The 18055-nt window shown below is 31.4% G+C and carries 16 protein-coding genes; 10 read left to right on the forward strand and 6 right to left on the reverse strand.

Annotated features, from left to right (window positions below):
• The 6 genes from ACIQZ1_RS04265 to ACIQZ1_RS04290 all read left to right on the forward strand — a co-directional run bounded on the left by ACIQZ1_RS04265 (nt 1) and on the right by ACIQZ1_RS04290 (nt 5409).
• On the forward strand, nt 1-1395 hold the full coding sequence (locus tag ACIQZ1_RS04265) for a bifunctional UDP-3-O-[3-hydroxymyristoyl] N-acetylglucosamine deacetylase/3-hydroxyacyl-ACP dehydratase (protein WP_396159394.1): 1395 nt from the start codon (nt 1-3) through the stop codon (nt 1393-1395).
• Between the two features lie 66 nt (nt 1396-1461).
• Entirely contained in the window at nt 1462-2247 is a 786-nt protein-coding gene (gene lpxA, locus ACIQZ1_RS04270; protein WP_396159396.1) for an acyl-ACP--UDP-N-acetylglucosamine O-acyltransferase, read from the forward strand.
• A 37-nt stretch (nt 2248-2284) separates the two neighbouring features.
• The gene (efp, locus tag ACIQZ1_RS04275; protein WP_353076493.1) at nt 2285-2845 is read left to right on the forward strand and encodes an elongation factor P; all 561 of its coding nucleotides are present in this window, start codon (nt 2285-2287) and stop codon (nt 2843-2845) included.
• A gap of 70 nt (nt 2846-2915) precedes the next feature.
• Nucleotides 2916-3857, forward strand: coding sequence for a UDP-3-O-(3-hydroxymyristoyl)glucosamine N-acyltransferase (locus tag ACIQZ1_RS04280; protein WP_396159398.1), 942 nt, complete (start codon nt 2916-2918; stop codon nt 3855-3857).
• Between the two features lie 141 nt (nt 3858-3998).
• Nucleotides 3999-4871 carry a succinate--CoA ligase subunit alpha gene (gene sucD, locus ACIQZ1_RS04285; RefSeq protein ID WP_291242445.1) on the forward strand — a complete coding sequence of 291 codons (873 nt, stop codon included), beginning with the start codon at nt 3999-4001 and terminating at the stop codon, nt 4869-4871.
• Nucleotides 4872-4980: 109 nt separating this feature from the next.
• A complete protein-coding gene (locus ACIQZ1_RS04290) occupies nt 4981-5409 on the forward strand; it encodes a hypothetical protein (protein ID WP_396159400.1) in 429 nt (142 codons plus the stop codon).
• 55 nt (nt 5410-5464) lie between these two features.
• Here ACIQZ1_RS04290 and ACIQZ1_RS04295 read toward each other — a convergent pair whose 3' ends face one another.
• Nucleotides 5465-6655: a cytochrome-c peroxidase gene (locus ACIQZ1_RS04295; protein WP_396159402.1), complete on the reverse strand. Its 1191-nt coding sequence runs from the start codon at nt 6653-6655 to the stop codon at nt 5465-5467.
• 134 nt (nt 6656-6789) lie between these two features.
• Here ACIQZ1_RS04295 and fabG point away from each other — a divergent pair, with 134 nt between their 5' ends.
• The 3 genes from fabG (at nt 6790) to ACIQZ1_RS04310 (ending at nt 10756) form a co-directional block, all read left to right on the forward strand.
• Nucleotides 6790-7536: a 3-oxoacyl-[acyl-carrier-protein] reductase gene (gene fabG, locus ACIQZ1_RS04300; RefSeq protein WP_353147880.1), complete on the forward strand. Its 747-nt coding sequence runs from the start codon at nt 6790-6792 to the stop codon at nt 7534-7536.
• Nucleotides 7537-7613: 77 nt separating this feature from the next.
• Nucleotides 7614-9641: a hypothetical protein gene (locus ACIQZ1_RS04305; RefSeq protein ID WP_396159405.1), complete on the forward strand. Its 2028-nt coding sequence runs from the start codon at nt 7614-7616 to the stop codon at nt 9639-9641.
• A gap of 14 nt (nt 9642-9655) precedes the next feature.
• Complete coding sequence (locus ACIQZ1_RS04310; protein WP_396159407.1) at nt 9656-10756, forward strand: VIT1/CCC1 transporter family protein; 1101 nt, start codon at nt 9656-9658, stop codon at nt 10754-10756.
• 2 nt (nt 10757-10758) lie between these two features.
• Here ACIQZ1_RS04310 and ACIQZ1_RS04315 read toward each other — a convergent pair whose 3' ends face one another.
• Nucleotides 10759-12849 (reverse strand): LTA synthase family protein, encoded by a 2091-nt coding sequence (locus ACIQZ1_RS04315; RefSeq protein WP_396159409.1) that lies wholly within the window; start codon nt 12847-12849, stop codon nt 10759-10761.
• A gap of 78 nt (nt 12850-12927) precedes the next feature.
• Here ACIQZ1_RS04315 and ACIQZ1_RS04320 point away from each other — a divergent pair, with 78 nt between their 5' ends.
• Nucleotides 12928-13422 (forward strand): hypothetical protein, encoded by a 495-nt coding sequence (locus tag ACIQZ1_RS04320; protein ID WP_396159411.1) that lies wholly within the window; start codon nt 12928-12930, stop codon nt 13420-13422.
• 246 nt (nt 13423-13668) lie between these two features.
• Here the strand turns inward: ACIQZ1_RS04320 and ACIQZ1_RS04325 are convergent, their stop codons facing one another.
• The 4 genes from ACIQZ1_RS04325 to ACIQZ1_RS04340 form a co-directional block, all read right to left on the reverse strand.
• Entirely contained in the window at nt 13669-15927 is a 2259-nt protein-coding gene (locus ACIQZ1_RS04325) for a multicopper oxidase domain-containing protein (protein WP_353076502.1), read from the reverse strand.
• A 16-nt stretch (nt 15928-15943) separates the two neighbouring features.
• Nucleotides 15944-16657, reverse strand: a complete 714-nt coding sequence (locus ACIQZ1_RS04330; RefSeq protein WP_353076503.1) for a MauE/DoxX family redox-associated membrane protein — start codon at nt 16655-16657, stop codon at nt 15944-15946.
• A gap of 93 nt (nt 16658-16750) precedes the next feature.
• Nucleotides 16751-17311, reverse strand: a complete 561-nt coding sequence (locus ACIQZ1_RS04335; protein ID WP_353076504.1) for an AraC family transcriptional regulator — start codon at nt 17309-17311, stop codon at nt 16751-16753.
• A gap of 3 nt (nt 17312-17314) precedes the next feature.
• Nucleotides 17315-18043: a DUF3347 domain-containing protein gene (locus tag ACIQZ1_RS04340; RefSeq protein ID WP_353076505.1), complete on the reverse strand. Its 729-nt coding sequence runs from the start codon at nt 18041-18043 to the stop codon at nt 17315-17317.
• Between the last annotated feature and the right edge of the window lie 12 nt (nt 18044-18055).

An 18055-nucleotide genomic window follows, 5' to 3' on the forward strand; every position in this document is an offset into this window, starting at 1 on the left:
ATGTTAAAACAAACAACTCTAAAAAGCGAAATTTCTTTAAAAGGTGTCGGACTTCATACTGGTCAGGAAGTGACGATTACTTTCAAACCTGCACCAATTAATAATGGTTTTACATTTGTACGTGTCGATTTAGAAGGAAGCCCAATAATTGAAGCAGATGCCAATTATGTGGTAAACACACAACGTGGTACTAATTTAGAGAAATTAGGAGTCATGATTCAAACTCCTGAGCATGTTTTGGCAGCTTTAGTAGGTTGTGATTTAGATAATGTGATAATTGAATTAAATTCTTCTGAATTGCCTATTATGGATGGTTCTTCAAAATATTTTGTAGAAGCATTAGAAAAAGTAGGTAGTGTTGAGCAAGAAGCCGAAAGAAAAGTATATGTTGTAAAAGATGTAATTTCATATTTAGATGAAGCTACAGGCAGCGAAATTACTATAATTCCAAGCGATAGTTATTGTGTAACAGCAATGGTTGATTTTGGTACAAAAGTATTAGGAACACAAAATGCAAACATGAAAAACATTTCCGATTTTAAATCGGAAATAGCAGAATGTAGAACATTTAGCTTCTTACATGAATTAGAAGCCTTATTAAATAACGGATTAATTAAAGGTGGCGATTTAAATAATGCTATAGTTTACGTAGATAAAGAAATTTCTGACGAAACTATGGGTAATTTAAAGAAGGCTTTCAATAAAGATCATATTTCTGTAAAAGAAAACGGAATTTTAGATAATTTAACGTTGCATCATCCAAACGAAGCAGCACGTCATAAATTATTAGATATAGTGGGTGACTTGTCATTAATTGGAAGAAGAATTCAAGGAAAAGTAATTGCTAATAAACCAGGGCATTTTGTAAACACTCAATTTGCTAAAAAAGTTTCAAAAATTATTAAATTGGAAGAGAAAAACCAAATTCCAGTTTACGATTTACATAAGGATCCGGTATTAGATATCCATGGAATTATGGATTTACTACCTCACAGACCTCCGTTCTTATTAGTAGATAAAATTTTAGAATTATCTGAAACGCATGTAGTGGGCTTGAAAAACGTCACGATGAATGAACCTTTCTTTATTGGACATTTTCCAGGCGCGCCAGTGATGCCGGGTGTATTGCAAGTAGAAGCTATGGCACAAACGGGCGGTATTTTAATTTTAAGTACGGTGCCAGATCCAGAAAATTATCTTACCTTCTTTATGAAAATAGATAATGTAAAATTCAAACAAAAAGTGTTACCAGGTGATACTATTGTTTTTAAATGCGAATTAATTACACCAATTAGAAGAGGAATTTGCCACATGCAAGCGTATGCGTATGCCAACGGTAAATTGGTTTCGGAAGCCGAATTAATGGCACAAATAGTAAAAGTAAAAAACGATTAAATAAAGAATTCTTTGTTTAGTTGTATTGCAAATACTTTTAAACAATAGGATATTAAATAAAAATATATGAATCAACCTTTAGCATACGTTCATCCAGGAGCAAAAATTGCAAGAAATGTAGTTATCGATCCGTTTACTACCATTCATAATAATGTAGAAATAGGTGAAGGAACTTGGATAGGCTCTAACGTAACCATTATGGAAGGCGCAAGAATTGGTAAAAATTGTAATATTTTTCCAGGATCGGTTATTTCTGCCGTACCACAAGATTTAAAGTTTGGTGGAGAAGATTCTTTAGCAATAATAGGTGATAACACTACAATTAGAGAATGTGTAACCATTAACAGAGGTACCGTTGCAGCCGGAAAAACAGTAATTGGTAATAATTGTTTAATTATGGCAACGGCTCACATTGCGCACGATTGTATGATAGGTGATAACGCTATTATTGTTAACGGTGTGGCATTAGCTGGGCATGTTACAGTTGGTAAATATGCTGTAATTGGTGGTTTAGCTGCAGTACATCAATTTATCTCAATAGGAGATCACGCGATGGTTTCTGGTGGAAGTTTGGTAAGAAAAGATGTGCCACCTTTTTCAAAAGCAGCAAAAGAACCTTTATCATATGTAGGAATTAATTCTGTAGGATTAAGAAGAAGAGGTTTTACCACAGAAAAAATTAGAGAAATTCAAGATATATACCGAATTTTATATCAGAAAAATTACAATACGTCTCAAGCAATGAGTATTATTGAAGCCGAAATGGAAGCGACTCCTGAAAGAGATGAAATTTTAGATTTCATTAGAAATTCATCTCGTGGTATCATGAAAGGCTATACAGGTAGCGTTTAAATAGATAAAATAAAAACATAATATAAAAATAAACAAAATGGCAAGTACATCAGATATTAGAAATGGTTTATGTATTAAATTTAACCATGATATTTATAAAATCATCGAATTCTTACACGTAAAACCAGGTAAAGGTCCTGCTTTTGTGAGAACAAAATTAAAATCGTTAACTAACGGAAAAGTTTTAGACAATACGTTTTCTGCAGGTCATAAAATAGATGTAGTGCGTGTAGAAACACAAACGTATCAGTTTTTGTATCCAGAAGGAAATGACTTTCACTTTATGAATATCGAATCTTTTGAACAAATTACTTTAAATAGAAATATTTTAGATGCACCAGATTTATTAAAAGAAGGTGAAAATGTAATGATTCAAATCAATACAGAAACTGATTTGCCTCTTTCTGTAGATATGGCAGCTTCTGTAATTTTAGAAGTAACTTATACTGAACCAGGTTTAAAAGGAAATACAGCTACAAATGCAACCAAACCAGCAACAGTAGAAACGGGTGCTAGCATTAATGTCCCTTTATTTATTAATGAGGGTGATAAAATTAAAATTGATACCGCATCTGGTAAATACATGGAAAGAGTTTAACATAGTAATATGTGAAAAGTGTGAAGTATAAACTTTTCACTTTTTTTATTGACTATTTTTATTTTATAAAATGAAATTCAACAAAACCTATACATTAAAACAAATTGCTGAAATCATCAAGTCTAATTATGTTGGATCTGATGATTTTCCAGTTTATGGTATGAATGAAATTCATGTGGTAACACCTGGAGATATTGTTTTTGTAGACCATCCAAAATATTACGACAAAGCGTTGCAGTCAGCGGCTACAATTGTACTAATTAACAAAGAAGTACCATGTCCAGAAGGTAAAGCATTGTTAATTTCGGATGATCCGTTCAGAGATTTTAATATATTAACCAACTATTTTCGACCTTTTCAGTTTTCAAACGTTTCAATTTCAGAAACAGCTACGATTGGAGAAGGCACGATAATACAACCCAATTGTTTTATAGGACATCACGTACAAATTGGTAAAAATTGTTTGATTCATTCCAATGTTTCCATTTACGATAATACTGTAATTGGTGATAACGTAATTATTCATGCAGGTACTATTTTAGGGGCGGATGCTTTTTATTATAAAAAACGTACTGAAGGTTTTGATCAATTGCTTTCTGGTGGACGAGTTGTTATAGAAAATAATGTAGGAATTGGTGCACTTTGTACCATTGATAAAGGCGTTACAGGCGACACTACTATTGGAGAAGGTACAAAAATTGACAATCAGGTTCATGTAGGACATGACACCGTTATTGGAAAAAAATGTTTAATTGCTTCCCAAACCGGAATTGCAGGTTGTGTGATTATTGAAGATGAGGTGACGCTTTGGGGTCAAGTAGGTACCACCAGTGGTATAACTATTGGTGCGAAAGCTGTAATTATGGGACAAACCGGAGTTACAAAGTCTGTTGAAGGTGGAAAATCGTATTTTGGAACACCAATTGAGGAATCTCGCGAAAAATTAAAACAATTGGCTAATATTAAACGTATCCCTGAGATTCTAGAAACAATGAAAAATTCTTCTAAATAAATATAGTGCTTTCTATCTCATTGTTTAAAAAACCAAATGGATACCAAATTAGCAAAATAGTAGAAAAAAAAGTATAAAAAAATTAATTTATTACTGGCAAAAAACTTATTTTTGCTCAACTTTTAAAAAACAAATAACCTCATGAGTGTTTTAGTAAATAAAAATTCAAAAATTATAGTTCAAGGATTTACAGGAAGCGAAGGAACGTTTCACGCTTCTCAAATGATTGAATATGGTACAAATGTAGTAGGTGGTGTAACGCCAGGTAAAGGTGGTACGTTACATTTAGATAGACCTGTTTTTAATACGGTTAAAGACGCTGTTAAAACAGCTGGAGCAGATACTTCAATCATTTTTGTACCGCCTGCTTTTGCTGCAGATGCGATTATGGAAGCTGCTGATGCAGGAATTAAAGTAATTATTTGTATCACGGAAGGAATTCCAGTTGCAGATATGATTAAAGCATATGATTTTATACAAGGTAAAGACTGTCGTTTAGTAGGTCCTAACTGTCCAGGTGTAATTACTCCAGGTGAAGCTAAAGTTGGTATTATGCCAGGTTTCGTATTCAAAAAAGGAACAGTGGGTATTGTTTCTAAATCAGGAACATTAACTTACGAAGCAGCTGACCAAGTTGTAAAACAAGGTTTAGGAATAACAACTGCAATTGGTATTGGTGGAGATCCAATTATTGGAACTACAACAAAACAAGCTGTTGAATTATTAATGAACGACCCTGAAACGGAATGTATCATTATGATTGGTGAAATCGGTGGTCAATTAGAAGCTGATGCTGCTAAATGGGTAAAAGCGGATGGTAATCGTAAACCAGTTGTAGGTTTTATCGCTGGTGAAACCGCACCAAAAGGAAGAACAATGGGTCACGCAGGTGCAATTGTAGGTGGAGCAGATGATACGGCAGAAGCTAAAAAACGCATTATGAGAGAATGTGGTATCCACGTAGTAGATTCTCCAGCAGAAATTGGAAAAAAAGTAAAAGAAATTATGGGATAATTTCCTGTATATAAAATACATAATAATAAAAGCTCCTTTTATGGAGCTTTTATTACTTATACTAATCAAGTTCACTTAGTAATTCGACTGAGTGGCAAATAAAATTAAAATGGAAAAAGAATTAAAAAAATACAAATCAACAAATAGTTTTTTATTTACAACCGATGTAAACTTAGAAGAGGTTTGTAACGCTCCAGATGGCGCAAGTGGTGTTTTCTTGGTATTTGATGCCAGTAACGAAGAAAAACAATTAATTATGGTAGGTTCAACAGGTACCGTTCAGAATGATGGTACGTTAAAAGTAAAAAGTGGCGGTTTGTATGATAAAATTGTAAATGGACATCAATTTGCTAAAACGGGTAGAAAATATTCTTGGCCAGCACAAATGAAAAAAGAAGAAATTACAGCTTTAGAAGTAGTTTGGTATGAAACTTTTACAGGAAAAACAAAAAGCATTCCAACATTTGTTGAAGCTACTGTTTTGCAAAGTTTTCTAAAAGACAACGGTACACTTCCTAAATGGAATGTAGCATTCTAAAAAAAAAATGATAAAAAAAATCCCGCTCTGAATATTTTAGAGCGGGATTTTTGTTTTAATTAAATGGGTTAGACCATTTGGTATTGGTATACACATCTGTACCAGACAAGGTTCTTAAAAAAGCAACAACCGCATTAACTTCAGTGTTAGTTAAATTTAATTGTTGTCCAAAACCATTAGGTCTTAATCTTGGATCTAAATTAGTATTTCCTGGCGCAATATTTATCGTACCATAATGACCAATGGCTTGTTGAAGTGAAGTGATTACTCCAGTATGCATCATTTGTCCGTTTGTAGTGCCATCTACTTTTACTAAATCTCTTAAAGAAGGCGCTCTAGTATTGGTAATATCAATTCCGGTGTTATTAATACTTCCAATTATTCCATTGTTTCTTGTGTTAGGATCAATGTCAAATTCTGGCGCAGCATGGCAACCTGCACATCCTAAACCGCCAGCAGTTCTGACACCTGAAGCATTAAATGTTGGAGGTGTTAAAAATAAGTTTTTACCTTGATTTTCTTGTGCGGTAAAGTTTGCAAAAGGTGCTCCGTCATTTGGTGCGCCTGCACGTCCAACATCGTATTTTGAATCGAATGATTGAATACTTCTAATAAATTGTGCTAAAGCAAATTGAATTTTAGTTTCTGTAATTTCTTCAGTGCCATATACAAATTTAAATAACTCTTTATAATAATTAATGGCACTTAATTTTGTAATTAATGCATTAAAATTCGCATCGCCATTAGTGCCACTGTAACCCATTTCTCCATGGTCTTTAATCGGCATTGTAGTTTGAACTTCTAAAGATGCGGCACGTTCGTCCCAAAAGAATTTAGATTCTACAGAAAAACGAGTATTGATTAATCGCATGGAATGGCGTCCAGTAGTTCCGTTCACTCCGGTACTTGCTACGTTATCATCTCCAAAAGCTAGTGCTTGTTTGTGGCAACTTGAACAAGAAACAGTATTGTTTGACGACATTTTTTTATCGTAAAACAAAACTCTTCCTAAAGTTGCACCTTTGTTCGAGATAGGGTTTAATGCGCTATTGTCTTTAGTAATGTATGCAGGAACGGTTTGATTTGCATAATTGGCTAAATTGTTTAAATCTACTGAACTACCAAATTCTGCTAAAACAGCAGGATAGGTTTCAGTAATAGCAGTGTAATTGTCTTCGTTATTGTCATTACAAGACATAACTGAAAAAGCAATTGCTAAAAATGGTAAGATTTTGATGGGCTTCATAGGCTTTTTGTTTTGGTTAATAGGTATTAGACCAAATTTAAACAAAAAGGTTTAATGTAAAAGATGTTTTTATTACTTTAAATTATTATTATATTTGACTTTTATAAGAAAGTATATCATTTAAATAGAATTGTATGAAATTATTAGAAGGAAAAGTAGCTATTATTACAGGTGCTAGTAGAGGAATTGGAAGTGGTATTGCAAAGGTGTTTGCTCAAAACGGAGCAAATGTTGCCTTTACATATAGTTCATCTGCAGAATCTGCCTTAGCGTTAGAAAACGAATTAAATGCTTTAGGAATAAAATCTAAAGGATATAAATCAAATGCTGCAGATTTTAACGAAGCACAAAAATTAGTAGATGATGTAATGGCTGATTTTGGAAACATAGATATATTAATTAATAATGCAGGTATTACAAAGGATAATTTATTAATGCGTATGTCTGAAGAAGATTTTGATGCGGTAATGAATATCAATTTAAAATCGGTATTTAATATGACTAAAGCGGTACAAAAAGTAATGCTTAAAAATCGTGCAGGATCTATCGTAAACATGAGTTCTGTTGTTGGAGTGAAAGGAAATGCAGGACAAGCAAATTACGCTGCATCTAAAGCAGGTATGATTGGTTTTACAAAATCTATCGCATTGGAATTGGGATCAAGAAATATTAGATGTAATGCTATTGCTCCAGGTTTTATTGAGACAGAAATGACAGCTAAACTTAATGAAGATGTAGTAAAAGGTTGGAGAGAATCTATTCCATTAAAACGTGGTGGAACACCAGAAGACGTTGCAAATGTATGCGTGTTCTTAAGTTCAGATATGAGCGCCTATGTAACAGGACAAGTTATTAATGTAGACGGGGGAATGTTAACATAAAATCAGTTTATTGTTTATTGTTTGTAGTTAAATTTGCTGAACAATGAACAACAAACTAATACCAATAAACACAAAAAATGACAACTAGCACCATTCTTTTAATACTACTTTCGGTTATTATTTCTGGAGTTGTTGCGTTTTATCAGTATTTATTTAAAGTCGATAACCAAAATAAGACAAATTGGTTATTGGCTTTTTTGCGTTTTATTTCGATTTTTTCATTGCTTTTATTAATAATTAATCCTGTAATTTCAAGAAAAATAGTAGAAACCAATAAAATTCCGCTTGCAATTGTTGCCGATAATTCACGTTCTATAACAGAATTAAAAGCTACGACTGATGCGTTAAAATTAGTTGAAACCCTAAATTCAAATTCGGCATTAAAAGAAAAATTTGAAATTCAAAACTATACTTTTGATGAAACATTTATCGCTGGAAAGCCTCTAGACTTTAAGGGAAATCAATCAAACATTCACGAGGTAGCAGTAAATTTAAAGCAATTAAATAAAAATGCATTTTACCCAGTGGTATTAATAACAGATGGAAATCAGACAATTGGAAATGATTATGTGTATGGTTTTCATGAATCTACAACCCTTTTCCCAGTTGTTTTAGGTGATACTACAACGACTTTTGATTTAAAAATTAATCAGCTTAACGCGAATAAATATTCGTTTTTAAAGAATAAATTTCCAGTAGAAGTATTCTTGCAATACAATGGTAATAAGTCGGTTTCCGCTGCCTTTTCAATTGAAAAAAACGGTAAGAAAATTACCAGTCAAACTGTAAATTTCGATGCTAAAAATAAAGTACAATCGGTGCAAATTTTATTAGAAGCTGATAGGGTAGGACTACAAAAATACAAAGCGGTACTTTCTTCATCTGTAAAAGAAAAAAATAGTTATAACAATACTAAAAACTTTGCCGTTGAAGTGCTGGATCAGAAAAAAGAAATTGCAATAATTTCAGATGTTTCTCATCCAGATTTAGGTGCTATAAAACGCGCCATTGAATCTAACGCACAACGTAAGGTAACGATTGTTAAGCCGAATTCAATTAGTGATTTAAAAAAATTCAATGTCTTAATTTTGTATCAACCAAATGCGTCATTTAGAAAAGTATTTGAAGCAAATAAAAATTTAAAAATAAACACGTTTATTGTAACCGGAATGGCCACTGATTATACTTTATTAAATCAAATGCAATCCGATTTAGTGTTTAAATTAACTAATAAAAAAGAAGATTTTACAGCTTCATTTGTGTATGATTTTAATCTTTTTGCACAAACTGATATTCAGTTTTCGCAATTTCCACCATTAGAAAATCCTTTTGGAAAGATTAGTGAAAAAGGAAGTGTAAACACCTTATTGAAAGCAAAAGTAAATGGTATTGAAGTTGGAAATCCTATATTAACTTTTTCTGAAAAAGGAACTAGTAGAAATGCTTATTTATTAGGTGAAAATTCTTGGAAGTGGCGTATGGAGAGTTTTGTTTTAAATCAATCTTACGAAAAATACGACCTATTTATTGATAAGATAATTCAGTATTTATCTACTAATTCTGCTAAGAAATCACTATTAGTGGAACACGAAAGTTTTTATAATTCTGGTGAAACCATTGAAATTTTTGCTCAATATTTTAATAAAAGTTATGAATTAGAAGAAAACGCCAATCTTTCTATCACTTTAACGAATAAGAATACTAAGTCAACAAAAAACTACAATTTCTCAAAAGCAAACAATGGTTATCAAGCTATTTTTGATGGTTTAACTCCAGGAAATTATGCGTTTCAAGTAAAGGAGACAACTAGTAATGCCAGTTATAACGGAACTTTTGAAGTTTTAGATTTTGATGTGGAAAAACAATTTGTCAATCCTGATGTGTCAAAATTACAACAATTAGCCAATCAGAATAATGGTGAAATTATATATCCTAACCAAATAGATAAGTTAGTTCAGAAATTACTTCAAAAAGACACCTATTTGCCTGTAGAAAAAACTATAATTAAAAATTCTCCTTTAATAGATTCCTTGTGGTTGTTAGTTATTATTGTTGTATCTTTAGCTATCGAATGGTTTACCAGAAAGTATAACGGATTAGTATAATTAAAACTTCCAATATGATTAGTTTAAAAAGCATTCAAACAGAAATTGATGCCAGTTATTTGTATAAAATACTTGCAGAGAACGAAGAAGATGAAGCAGTTGCTGAAGTTTTTAAACAAATGAGTGAAATTGAGCACAGTCACGCTGTAGCTTTTATTCAGAAAAACAATTTAACGGAAACCGATTTGCCTTTGCCTTCATTTAGAGCCAAAACATTACATAAAATAGGAAAAGTTTTTGGTTACGATTATGTTTTAGGCGTTTTATTGGATACTGAAAAAAGCATATCTAATTCCGTTATTGGTGCTAGAAAAAAATACAGTTCGGCGCAATCCATTTCTGATACAGCTCACGTTACGATATTAAAAAATATTTTAAATACAACTACAAATGTGTCTGGTTCCAATCTAGCACGTTTTGAAAAAAGACATCGCTCTGTGGGAGGAAATGCTTTAAGAGCTGCTGTTTTAGGCGGAAATGACGGTTTGGTTTCTAATTTTAGTTTGGTAATGGGTATTGCTGGTGCTACTAGCGGACAAAGTGAAGTATTACTTGCAGGAATGGCTGGATTGTTAGCAGGCGCATTATCAATGGCTTTAGGCGAATGGATTTCGGTTAAAAGTTCTCAAGAATTGTATGAAAACCAAATGCAATTAGAAATGGACGAATTAGAAGCAAACCCTGAAGGCGAACGAAAAGAAATAGCTTTAATTTATATGTCTAAAGGCATTCCACAAGATCAAGCCAATCAAATGGCAGCTGATATAATTTCAAATAAAGAGTTGGCACATCAATTTTTAATTAAAGAAGAATTAGGCATAAATGCAGAAGATTTAAAAGGTTCTGCCATGGAAGCGGCAATAACTTCTTTTGTTCTTTTTGGTATTGGTGCGATTATTCCCGTTATTCCATTTTTCTTTTACGGAGGAATGAAAGCGGTAGTTATTAGTACTGCTTTAAGTGCTGTTGGCTTATTTTTAATAGGTGCTATTATTACCTTGTTTACAGGCAAAAGCGTTTGGTATTCGGGATTTAGACAAGTATTATTTGGTTTGTTAGCTGCAGCAATCACTTTCGGTATAGGAAAACTAATTGGTGTGTCGGTTATTGGGTAATTCTATTTCTGATATTTTTTATTTTTTAAAATAAAGGAGGCGGTTTGATAGACTGCGATTGTTTCTTTTTTTAATTTCACAGCTATTTTTGTTTTCGGTTTTTCTTCGTAAAAAATGCTGTATGCAGTACCTAATGTTTCATTTTTTTGTTGAGATAAATCAAATTGTTTTACTTTCTTTTGAGGTGAAATTATCGTTAAAACATCATCTTTTATATATCCTAAATCTTGATAAGTTGCAATAAATGCTCTTGGTTTATAATTTTTTTGTAACACATTTTGTCCAAAAAATTTAGAAGTGTAGTTGAAATTTAAAATACCTAAAACGGTTGGCATTACATCAATTTGCGACACTAACTTATCCACTTTTTGCGGTTGAATAAATCCAGGGGCATAAATAAAGGCAGGAATTCTATATTTATCCATTGGCAATTCCGTTTTTCCAGAACTTGAGGCACAATGATCGGCTACTATAACAAAAACTGTGTTTTTAAACCAAGTTTGTTTTTTTGCCATTTCAAAAAATTGTTTCAAAGCATAATCGGTATACATTACACCGCCTTCTCTTGATTTTGCAGTACCTGAAATGCTAATTTTTCCTTCTGGATAAGTAAAAGGTCGGTGATTACTAACTGTCATCCAATGATTAAAGAAGGGTTTATCTGTTTTAGCTTCATTATTCATAACTTGAATGGCTTTCTTGGCCATATCTTCATCACAAACGCCCCAAATATTTGAAAACGAAATTTCGTTTGGTTTTAAGCTGGATTTGTCTACGATATCATATCCGTTTCCTCCAAAAAAGTCTTGCATATTATCAAAAAAAGCATCGCCGCCATATAAAAATTTTGAAGTATACCCTTTAGAATTAAAAATGCTTGCTGTTGTAAATTTGTTTTTATTATCTATTCGCTTTACAACACTTTCACCTGGTGTTGGAGGCAAACATAGTGTAACTGCTTCTAAACCTCTTACTGTCCTGTTTCCAGTGGCGTACAAATTCGTAAAAAACAAACTTTCCTCAGCTAATTGATCTAAGAAAGGCGTAATTGTATTAGTATTGCCGTAATGTTTCATAAAATCAGCACTCAAACTTTCAACAGTAATTAAAACAACATTTTTCTTTATTTCCTTTCCTTCAGAAGTAATGTTATTCGTATTATTTTTATAATTCAAATTGATTATTGAGTCAAACTGAGCCAAATCATTTTCTGGTAGCGTTTCGTAAAATTCAAAATAATCTAATTCGCTATTTGTAAATGCTTTATAGAATTTTTGAAGTCCATTACTTTGAAGTTCATTTGCAAATACATTCGAGCTATTTTGTTGAGAAGTAATACTAGGAAGAATAAGGAAAGCACTACCGAGCAATAGTATTTGTACTCCAATAATTTTTAGTTTATTTGAAAAATTAGGTAAATTCTCTAAATACGATTTTGATTTTTTAATTATTATATAAGTAGCTGCAAACGCTAATATTCCTACCGATGCAAAAAGTGGCACTACTGGATAAGATTCCATAATGTTTCCAATAACGGCATTGGTATATACTAAATAATCTACAGCTATGAAGTTATATCTTACACCAAATTCATTCCAAAAAAAGAATTCGCTAACTGCATTTTGTATGATTAATAAAACAAATAAGAAAATGGTTAAAGAAAATAAGGCAAAACGAATTTGTTTTCTGTATTTTTCAGTAAACAATAAGGCGGCAAAAAATATAGTTTTTAAACTTACAAAAGCAATTCCTATTTCTGGCACCACACCACCGTATTCGCTTAAAATACTTTTACCAGAAAGAATGTAAAGTAAAATTGATACAAATACACCTAATATAATATATCCGTAAGGTTTTTTAAATTTAGAATTAGATAAAAATATAAGATAAAGCCATAAAATTGCTCCAAATATTATAAAAATAAACAAATCGGAAATTAAACCAAGACCAAATATTTTACTAATTTCAAGAATAGAAAATTTACTTTGTGTGATAGGATGAAATAGTAAAACTAATCGTGTTAAAAAGCTTACAATCAAATAAAAAATCGCTATATTTGTGTATACTAAATGATGTTTTAAAATGCTTTTCATTGGTTTAAAATTTTAGTCAAATATACAATAAATTAACTTTAAGTTAGCTTTATAATAATAATTTAAAACAACAACATAATGAACGATGCACATGTACACATGGTGGTAAACCACTTTCCAATTATTGGAACCATTTTTGGATTAGGAATTTTAATTACAGGAATTGTAATGAAAAATAACGTTATTAAAAATATAGCGTATGTACTTTTTTGTATTTCTGCTATTTTTGGCTTTGCGAGTATGTTTACTGGCGAAGGCGCCGAAGAAATTGCTGAAAATTTACCGTCTGTAACCGATCAAATTATTCATGAACATGAAGAGATGGCTGAGAAATTGGCTTTAGTCTTATATGTTTTGGGTGGAATTTCTTTAGTTGGTTTGTATTTAAATTTTAAAAATCATGCTAAATCAAGTTTAGTATCTTATTTTGCTTTTGTTGTCGCTTTAGTAGCTGTTTTTTTTGGAAAACAAACTGGTACAACCGGTGGCGAAGTTTGTCATACAGAAATTAGAGCGAATGCAACTGTTGGTTCTAATGTTGAACATACGACCGGAGAAACGGACGAGGATTAATTAAAACGTTATTTATAATTGTATAGCCAATTTAGAAGTTATTTTGAATTGGCTTTTTTATGTTACTTTCCGATACAGAAATATTAAACTATTTATTTTAAAGACCGTTTTTGATTTGAGGTACAAATGAGGTACAAATGAATGAAAATTTAATTTTATAGAAAAGACATATACAAACAACAATTGATTTTTTTTTATTTCATTGCAATGGTTGTTTAGATGTTAACTTAGAAGTATATATAGTTCTTAATAATTCAAATTCAATCCTAAACCAGCTCCCATATCGCTATCATAATGTACACGGGCACTAAAATTTCTTGTAAAAATGTATTTTACATCAGCCATGTATTCAAAGTCTGAATTCCACATAGCACCCATTCGCACCCTTTTAGAAACAGGAATGTCTTTTCGCTCAAATTGTAATCTGAAATTACCGTCATTAAATACTTCTGCTTGTGCTTTAATAAGCATGGGCAAAGTATATTCAAGACCTGCACTGAAAACACCTCGTTTGTCTTTTGTATCTTCTTGACCAAAAAGATTTCTTTCGTGTTCGTCTATCCCCATTTTTCTATAACGCCAATCAAAACCAATAAATGGCATTATCCATTGCATTTTTCCTACATATCTTCCAATATGGGTTTCAACTTCATAACCGTGATGCTCTTGGTAACCTAAACGCCATTCTGTTCCAATATTCCAACGTGTGTTTCCTAACATTGCTTCACCATCATTTCCATTTGTAGCAAAATCATTTTCTGCCATAAAATGAAATTTTCTATCATCGGCAAATAGTTTTCTTTGCGCTAACTTATGATTAGGAATTAGAGGATTTGGAGCTTGGTTTTCATAAGTAAAAATCCTTCCCATTCCTGCCATCATATGATAAAGAATGTGACAATGAAAAAACCAATCGCCTTCTACATTCGCATTGAACTCAATTACATTGGTTTCCATTGGCATTAAATCCATTATGTTTTTTAAAGGTGCATAATCTCCCTGACCATTAATAATTCTGAAATCGTGACCGTGCAAGTGCATTGGGTGACGCATCATTGAACCATTATAAAGTGTAATTCTTACATTTTCGCCTTTCTTTATCAGTATTTTATCAATTTCAGAAACAACCTTATTATCTAAACTCCAAACATAACGGTTCATATTTCCAGTTAATTCAAAACGTAATTCTTTAACTGGTGCATTTTTTGGTAAAGTTGTTTTATCTGTGGCTTTTAACATTGCATAATTAAGCGTTGTGATATTAGATAACGCATTTGCATTGTATTGATTTTGATTGGAATTATTATCTTCCATTTTCATAGTATGCTTGTTTTCTGTTTTTGAAACACCAGTTATTTCTGGATACATCACTACATTCATATCCATTTGGTTCAATGACATTTGCATTCCCATATCGTCCAAATCTCCATTCATTTTCATCATACCGTTCATCATTTTCATACCTTCAAAATATTTCAATTTAGGTAAAGGAGAAATCAATTGTTTGATACCATTTCCTAAATATAATGATGCCGATTTTGTTCTATCTTCAGGGGTAGCTAAAAACTCATAGGAAGTATTATCTGCTGGAATTGTAAATATAATATCATAAGTTTCAGATACCGCAATTAACAATCTATCAACTTCAACTGGTGCAACATCGTTTCCATCACTGGCAACTACAGTAATTTTACCGCCTGCATAGGTTAACCAAAAATAAGATGATGCACCACCATTAGCAATACGAAGTCTAACTTTATCACCACCTTTGAATTGCGATAATTGACTTTCATTTTTACCATTTATAAGAAACTTTTCATAATATACATCACTTACATCCATAGCATTCATACGTTTCCATTCATTTGCAACCTTTGTTTTGAAATGACCTTGCTTTATGGCTTCCGTATAGCTTTGTGTTGTTCCTTTTTTAATAGCAAACCAATCGGTAGCATTATGCAACATTCTATGAACATTTTCGGGCTTTAAATCAGTCCATTCGCTTAAAATTATTGGAACAGTAGGTAAATCATCTATTCCTTTTCGGAATGTTTTATCATTTTGCTTTTTGTTCATAATAAACATTCCATACATTCCGATTTGCTCCTGTAAGCCTGAATGACTGTGATACCAATGCGTTCCATTTTGTATGATTGGAAAAGTGTATTTATGAGTAGTACCAGGTTTGATTGGCATTTGTGTTAAATTAGGTACACCATCTTCTTTATTAGGTAAAAATAGTCCGTGCCAATGCAAAGAAGTTTCTTCTTTCAATTCGTTATGTACATAAATTTCGGCAATATCACCTTCAGTAAATGTAAGTGTTGGCATAGGAATTTGACCATTAACTGCAATAGCTCTTTTTTCTTTTCCAGAATAATTTACAATTGTATCACGCACGTATAAATCATATCGTACAATATTTTGAGAAAACAAAGCTTGAGTAGTCAAAAGTAATACTACTATTTGCAACAGTTTTTTTGAAAGAATGTTTTGTATATCCATTTTAATAGTTTCATTTTTAAATTAGGTGGATTATCATTAATCCGCTCATTATAATCATTAAAGCATTTTCAATGATTGTTACGGTACTCATTGGTAAATTGAATATTACTCCTAAACATGCGCATTGAATTTTCTTTTTATTTAGTACAGATTGTAATACTCCAATTATACTAACGCTCATTACTAAAAATGTACCGCTATTTGTTATCAAGGGATTAAAACCAGTAAGAAAAGCTAAACCGAGTATTAACTCTGTAAAAGCATAAATGTATGCCCAAATTGGAATTTTCCTTGCTACTACATCGTACATGACATAACTCTCTGCAAACCCTTTTAAATTAAGCAATTTGAAAAAAGAAAACACTAAAAAGAAACCTGCCATAAAATGTTGCATTGCTTCCCTTAAATTGAAGTCTACATTTTTTTGTTGTATTAGAATTGTTATCAAACTAATGTAGAAAAAAATCAATAAAATTGGTTTATAGATTTCTAACCACGATTTAGCCTGTTCTTCAATTTCACTATGATTTACAGCAGAAATTTGACATTTATTGTCTAATGCTTTTTGAAAATCTGATAATACAATATGCTTATCCATTGTAATTGTTGCTGAATTAGTATCTTTTGAAACTTCAACACTTGTTACATTTTCAATTGTAAGCAAAGCTGATTTTACTTTAGCTTCGCAACTACTACAAGTCATTCCTGTTATTTGATATTGGTGTGTCATAATCTTGAATTTTAATTGTTAAAAATTATAATACAAAGTTCTGAAATTACGAGTTCATCAATGTTGTGAAATTTTGGGTAAGAATTGTAATATTTATAAATCTTCTATTTGTTTTCTCTTTTTGTCTTTTAGTTGTTTGTAATGTGATGGCGAAAAACCAGTTGTTTTTTTAAACTGATTACTCAAATATGCCACACTGCTATAATTAAGTTGAAAAGCAATTTCGCTTAATGTTAATTCATCATAGACCAATAACTCTTTTACTTTTTCAATTTTTTGACTAATAAAGTATTTTTCAATAGTAACATCTTCCACTTCTGAAAACAAATTACTAAGTGAAGAATAATCTTGTGATAACTGATTTGATAGATATTCCGAAAGATTAGTTGAGAGTTCATTGTTTTTCTGATGTACCAAATCAATAATTAAAGTTTTAATTTTTTCAATTATTTTACTTTTTTTATCATCAATCAATTCAAAACCAAAATTTTCTAAAGCTATTTTAATTTGATTTTTCTGCTTTGCATCAATGTTGGCTTCAAGTTCAACTTCTCCTAAATCAATTACATTAGCATTAAAACCTAACTTTTCAATTTCAGTTTTAACTACCCACCTACATCGGTCACAAACCATATTTTTTACATAAAGCTTCATTAATTAATAGGTTGCTTTAATTGTACCACAATTTAACATTTCAGAACCATAATATGGATTTCTTATTTCTTTTATTTCACTAATCCAAATACCGCCTTTACCGTCATTATACATTGGACAATAATCTTGATATAATTTTTGCTTAGCTCCAAACATTTTAATCAAATCATTCATATTTTTACTAAGCATAGCAAAACGTTCTCTTTGATGTTCAATTTTGCCAGTATTGTTTTTTATATGTTCTGTATTTTGTTTGGCTTCAGTAACAATTTTTAAATAGTCCTTTTTTTGATTTGATGTTAAATCATTAGTGCCAGTTGTATTTAAAGTTTTGAATAAAATTTTTCCTGCATTTGCGGCACCATTAGAATCATCCTTCGTCAATGAATTTTTAATTTTCAAATAGTTTGTAACTATTTCGCTTATTGAAAACGTAGTTGTAACTGTTTTTGTTTCAACAACATTTTTTTTAGTTTCATTGCTTGGTAATTTTGTACTATCCTTATCAACATGAGTTCCGTCATTGTGGTTCTCAGATTGAGCAACAGGTTCAGTTAATTCCATTCCACATTTTGAACAATCTTCTCCTTTTTTCCCAGTGACTTCTGGGTGTATTGAACAAGCAAATATCTCATTTGAATTTAAAGAAGTTTTGTTTTCCGTTTCTTTAGTTTTATGATTGCAAGAAACTAAAGTGATTGCTAAAATAGCAGTTAAAAAAAGTGTTTTCATATGTATATTTTT

It is taken from the genome of Flavobacterium sp., from assembly GCF_044341185.1.
Classification (GTDB): Bacteria; Bacteroidota; Bacteroidia; order Flavobacteriales; family Flavobacteriaceae; genus Flavobacterium.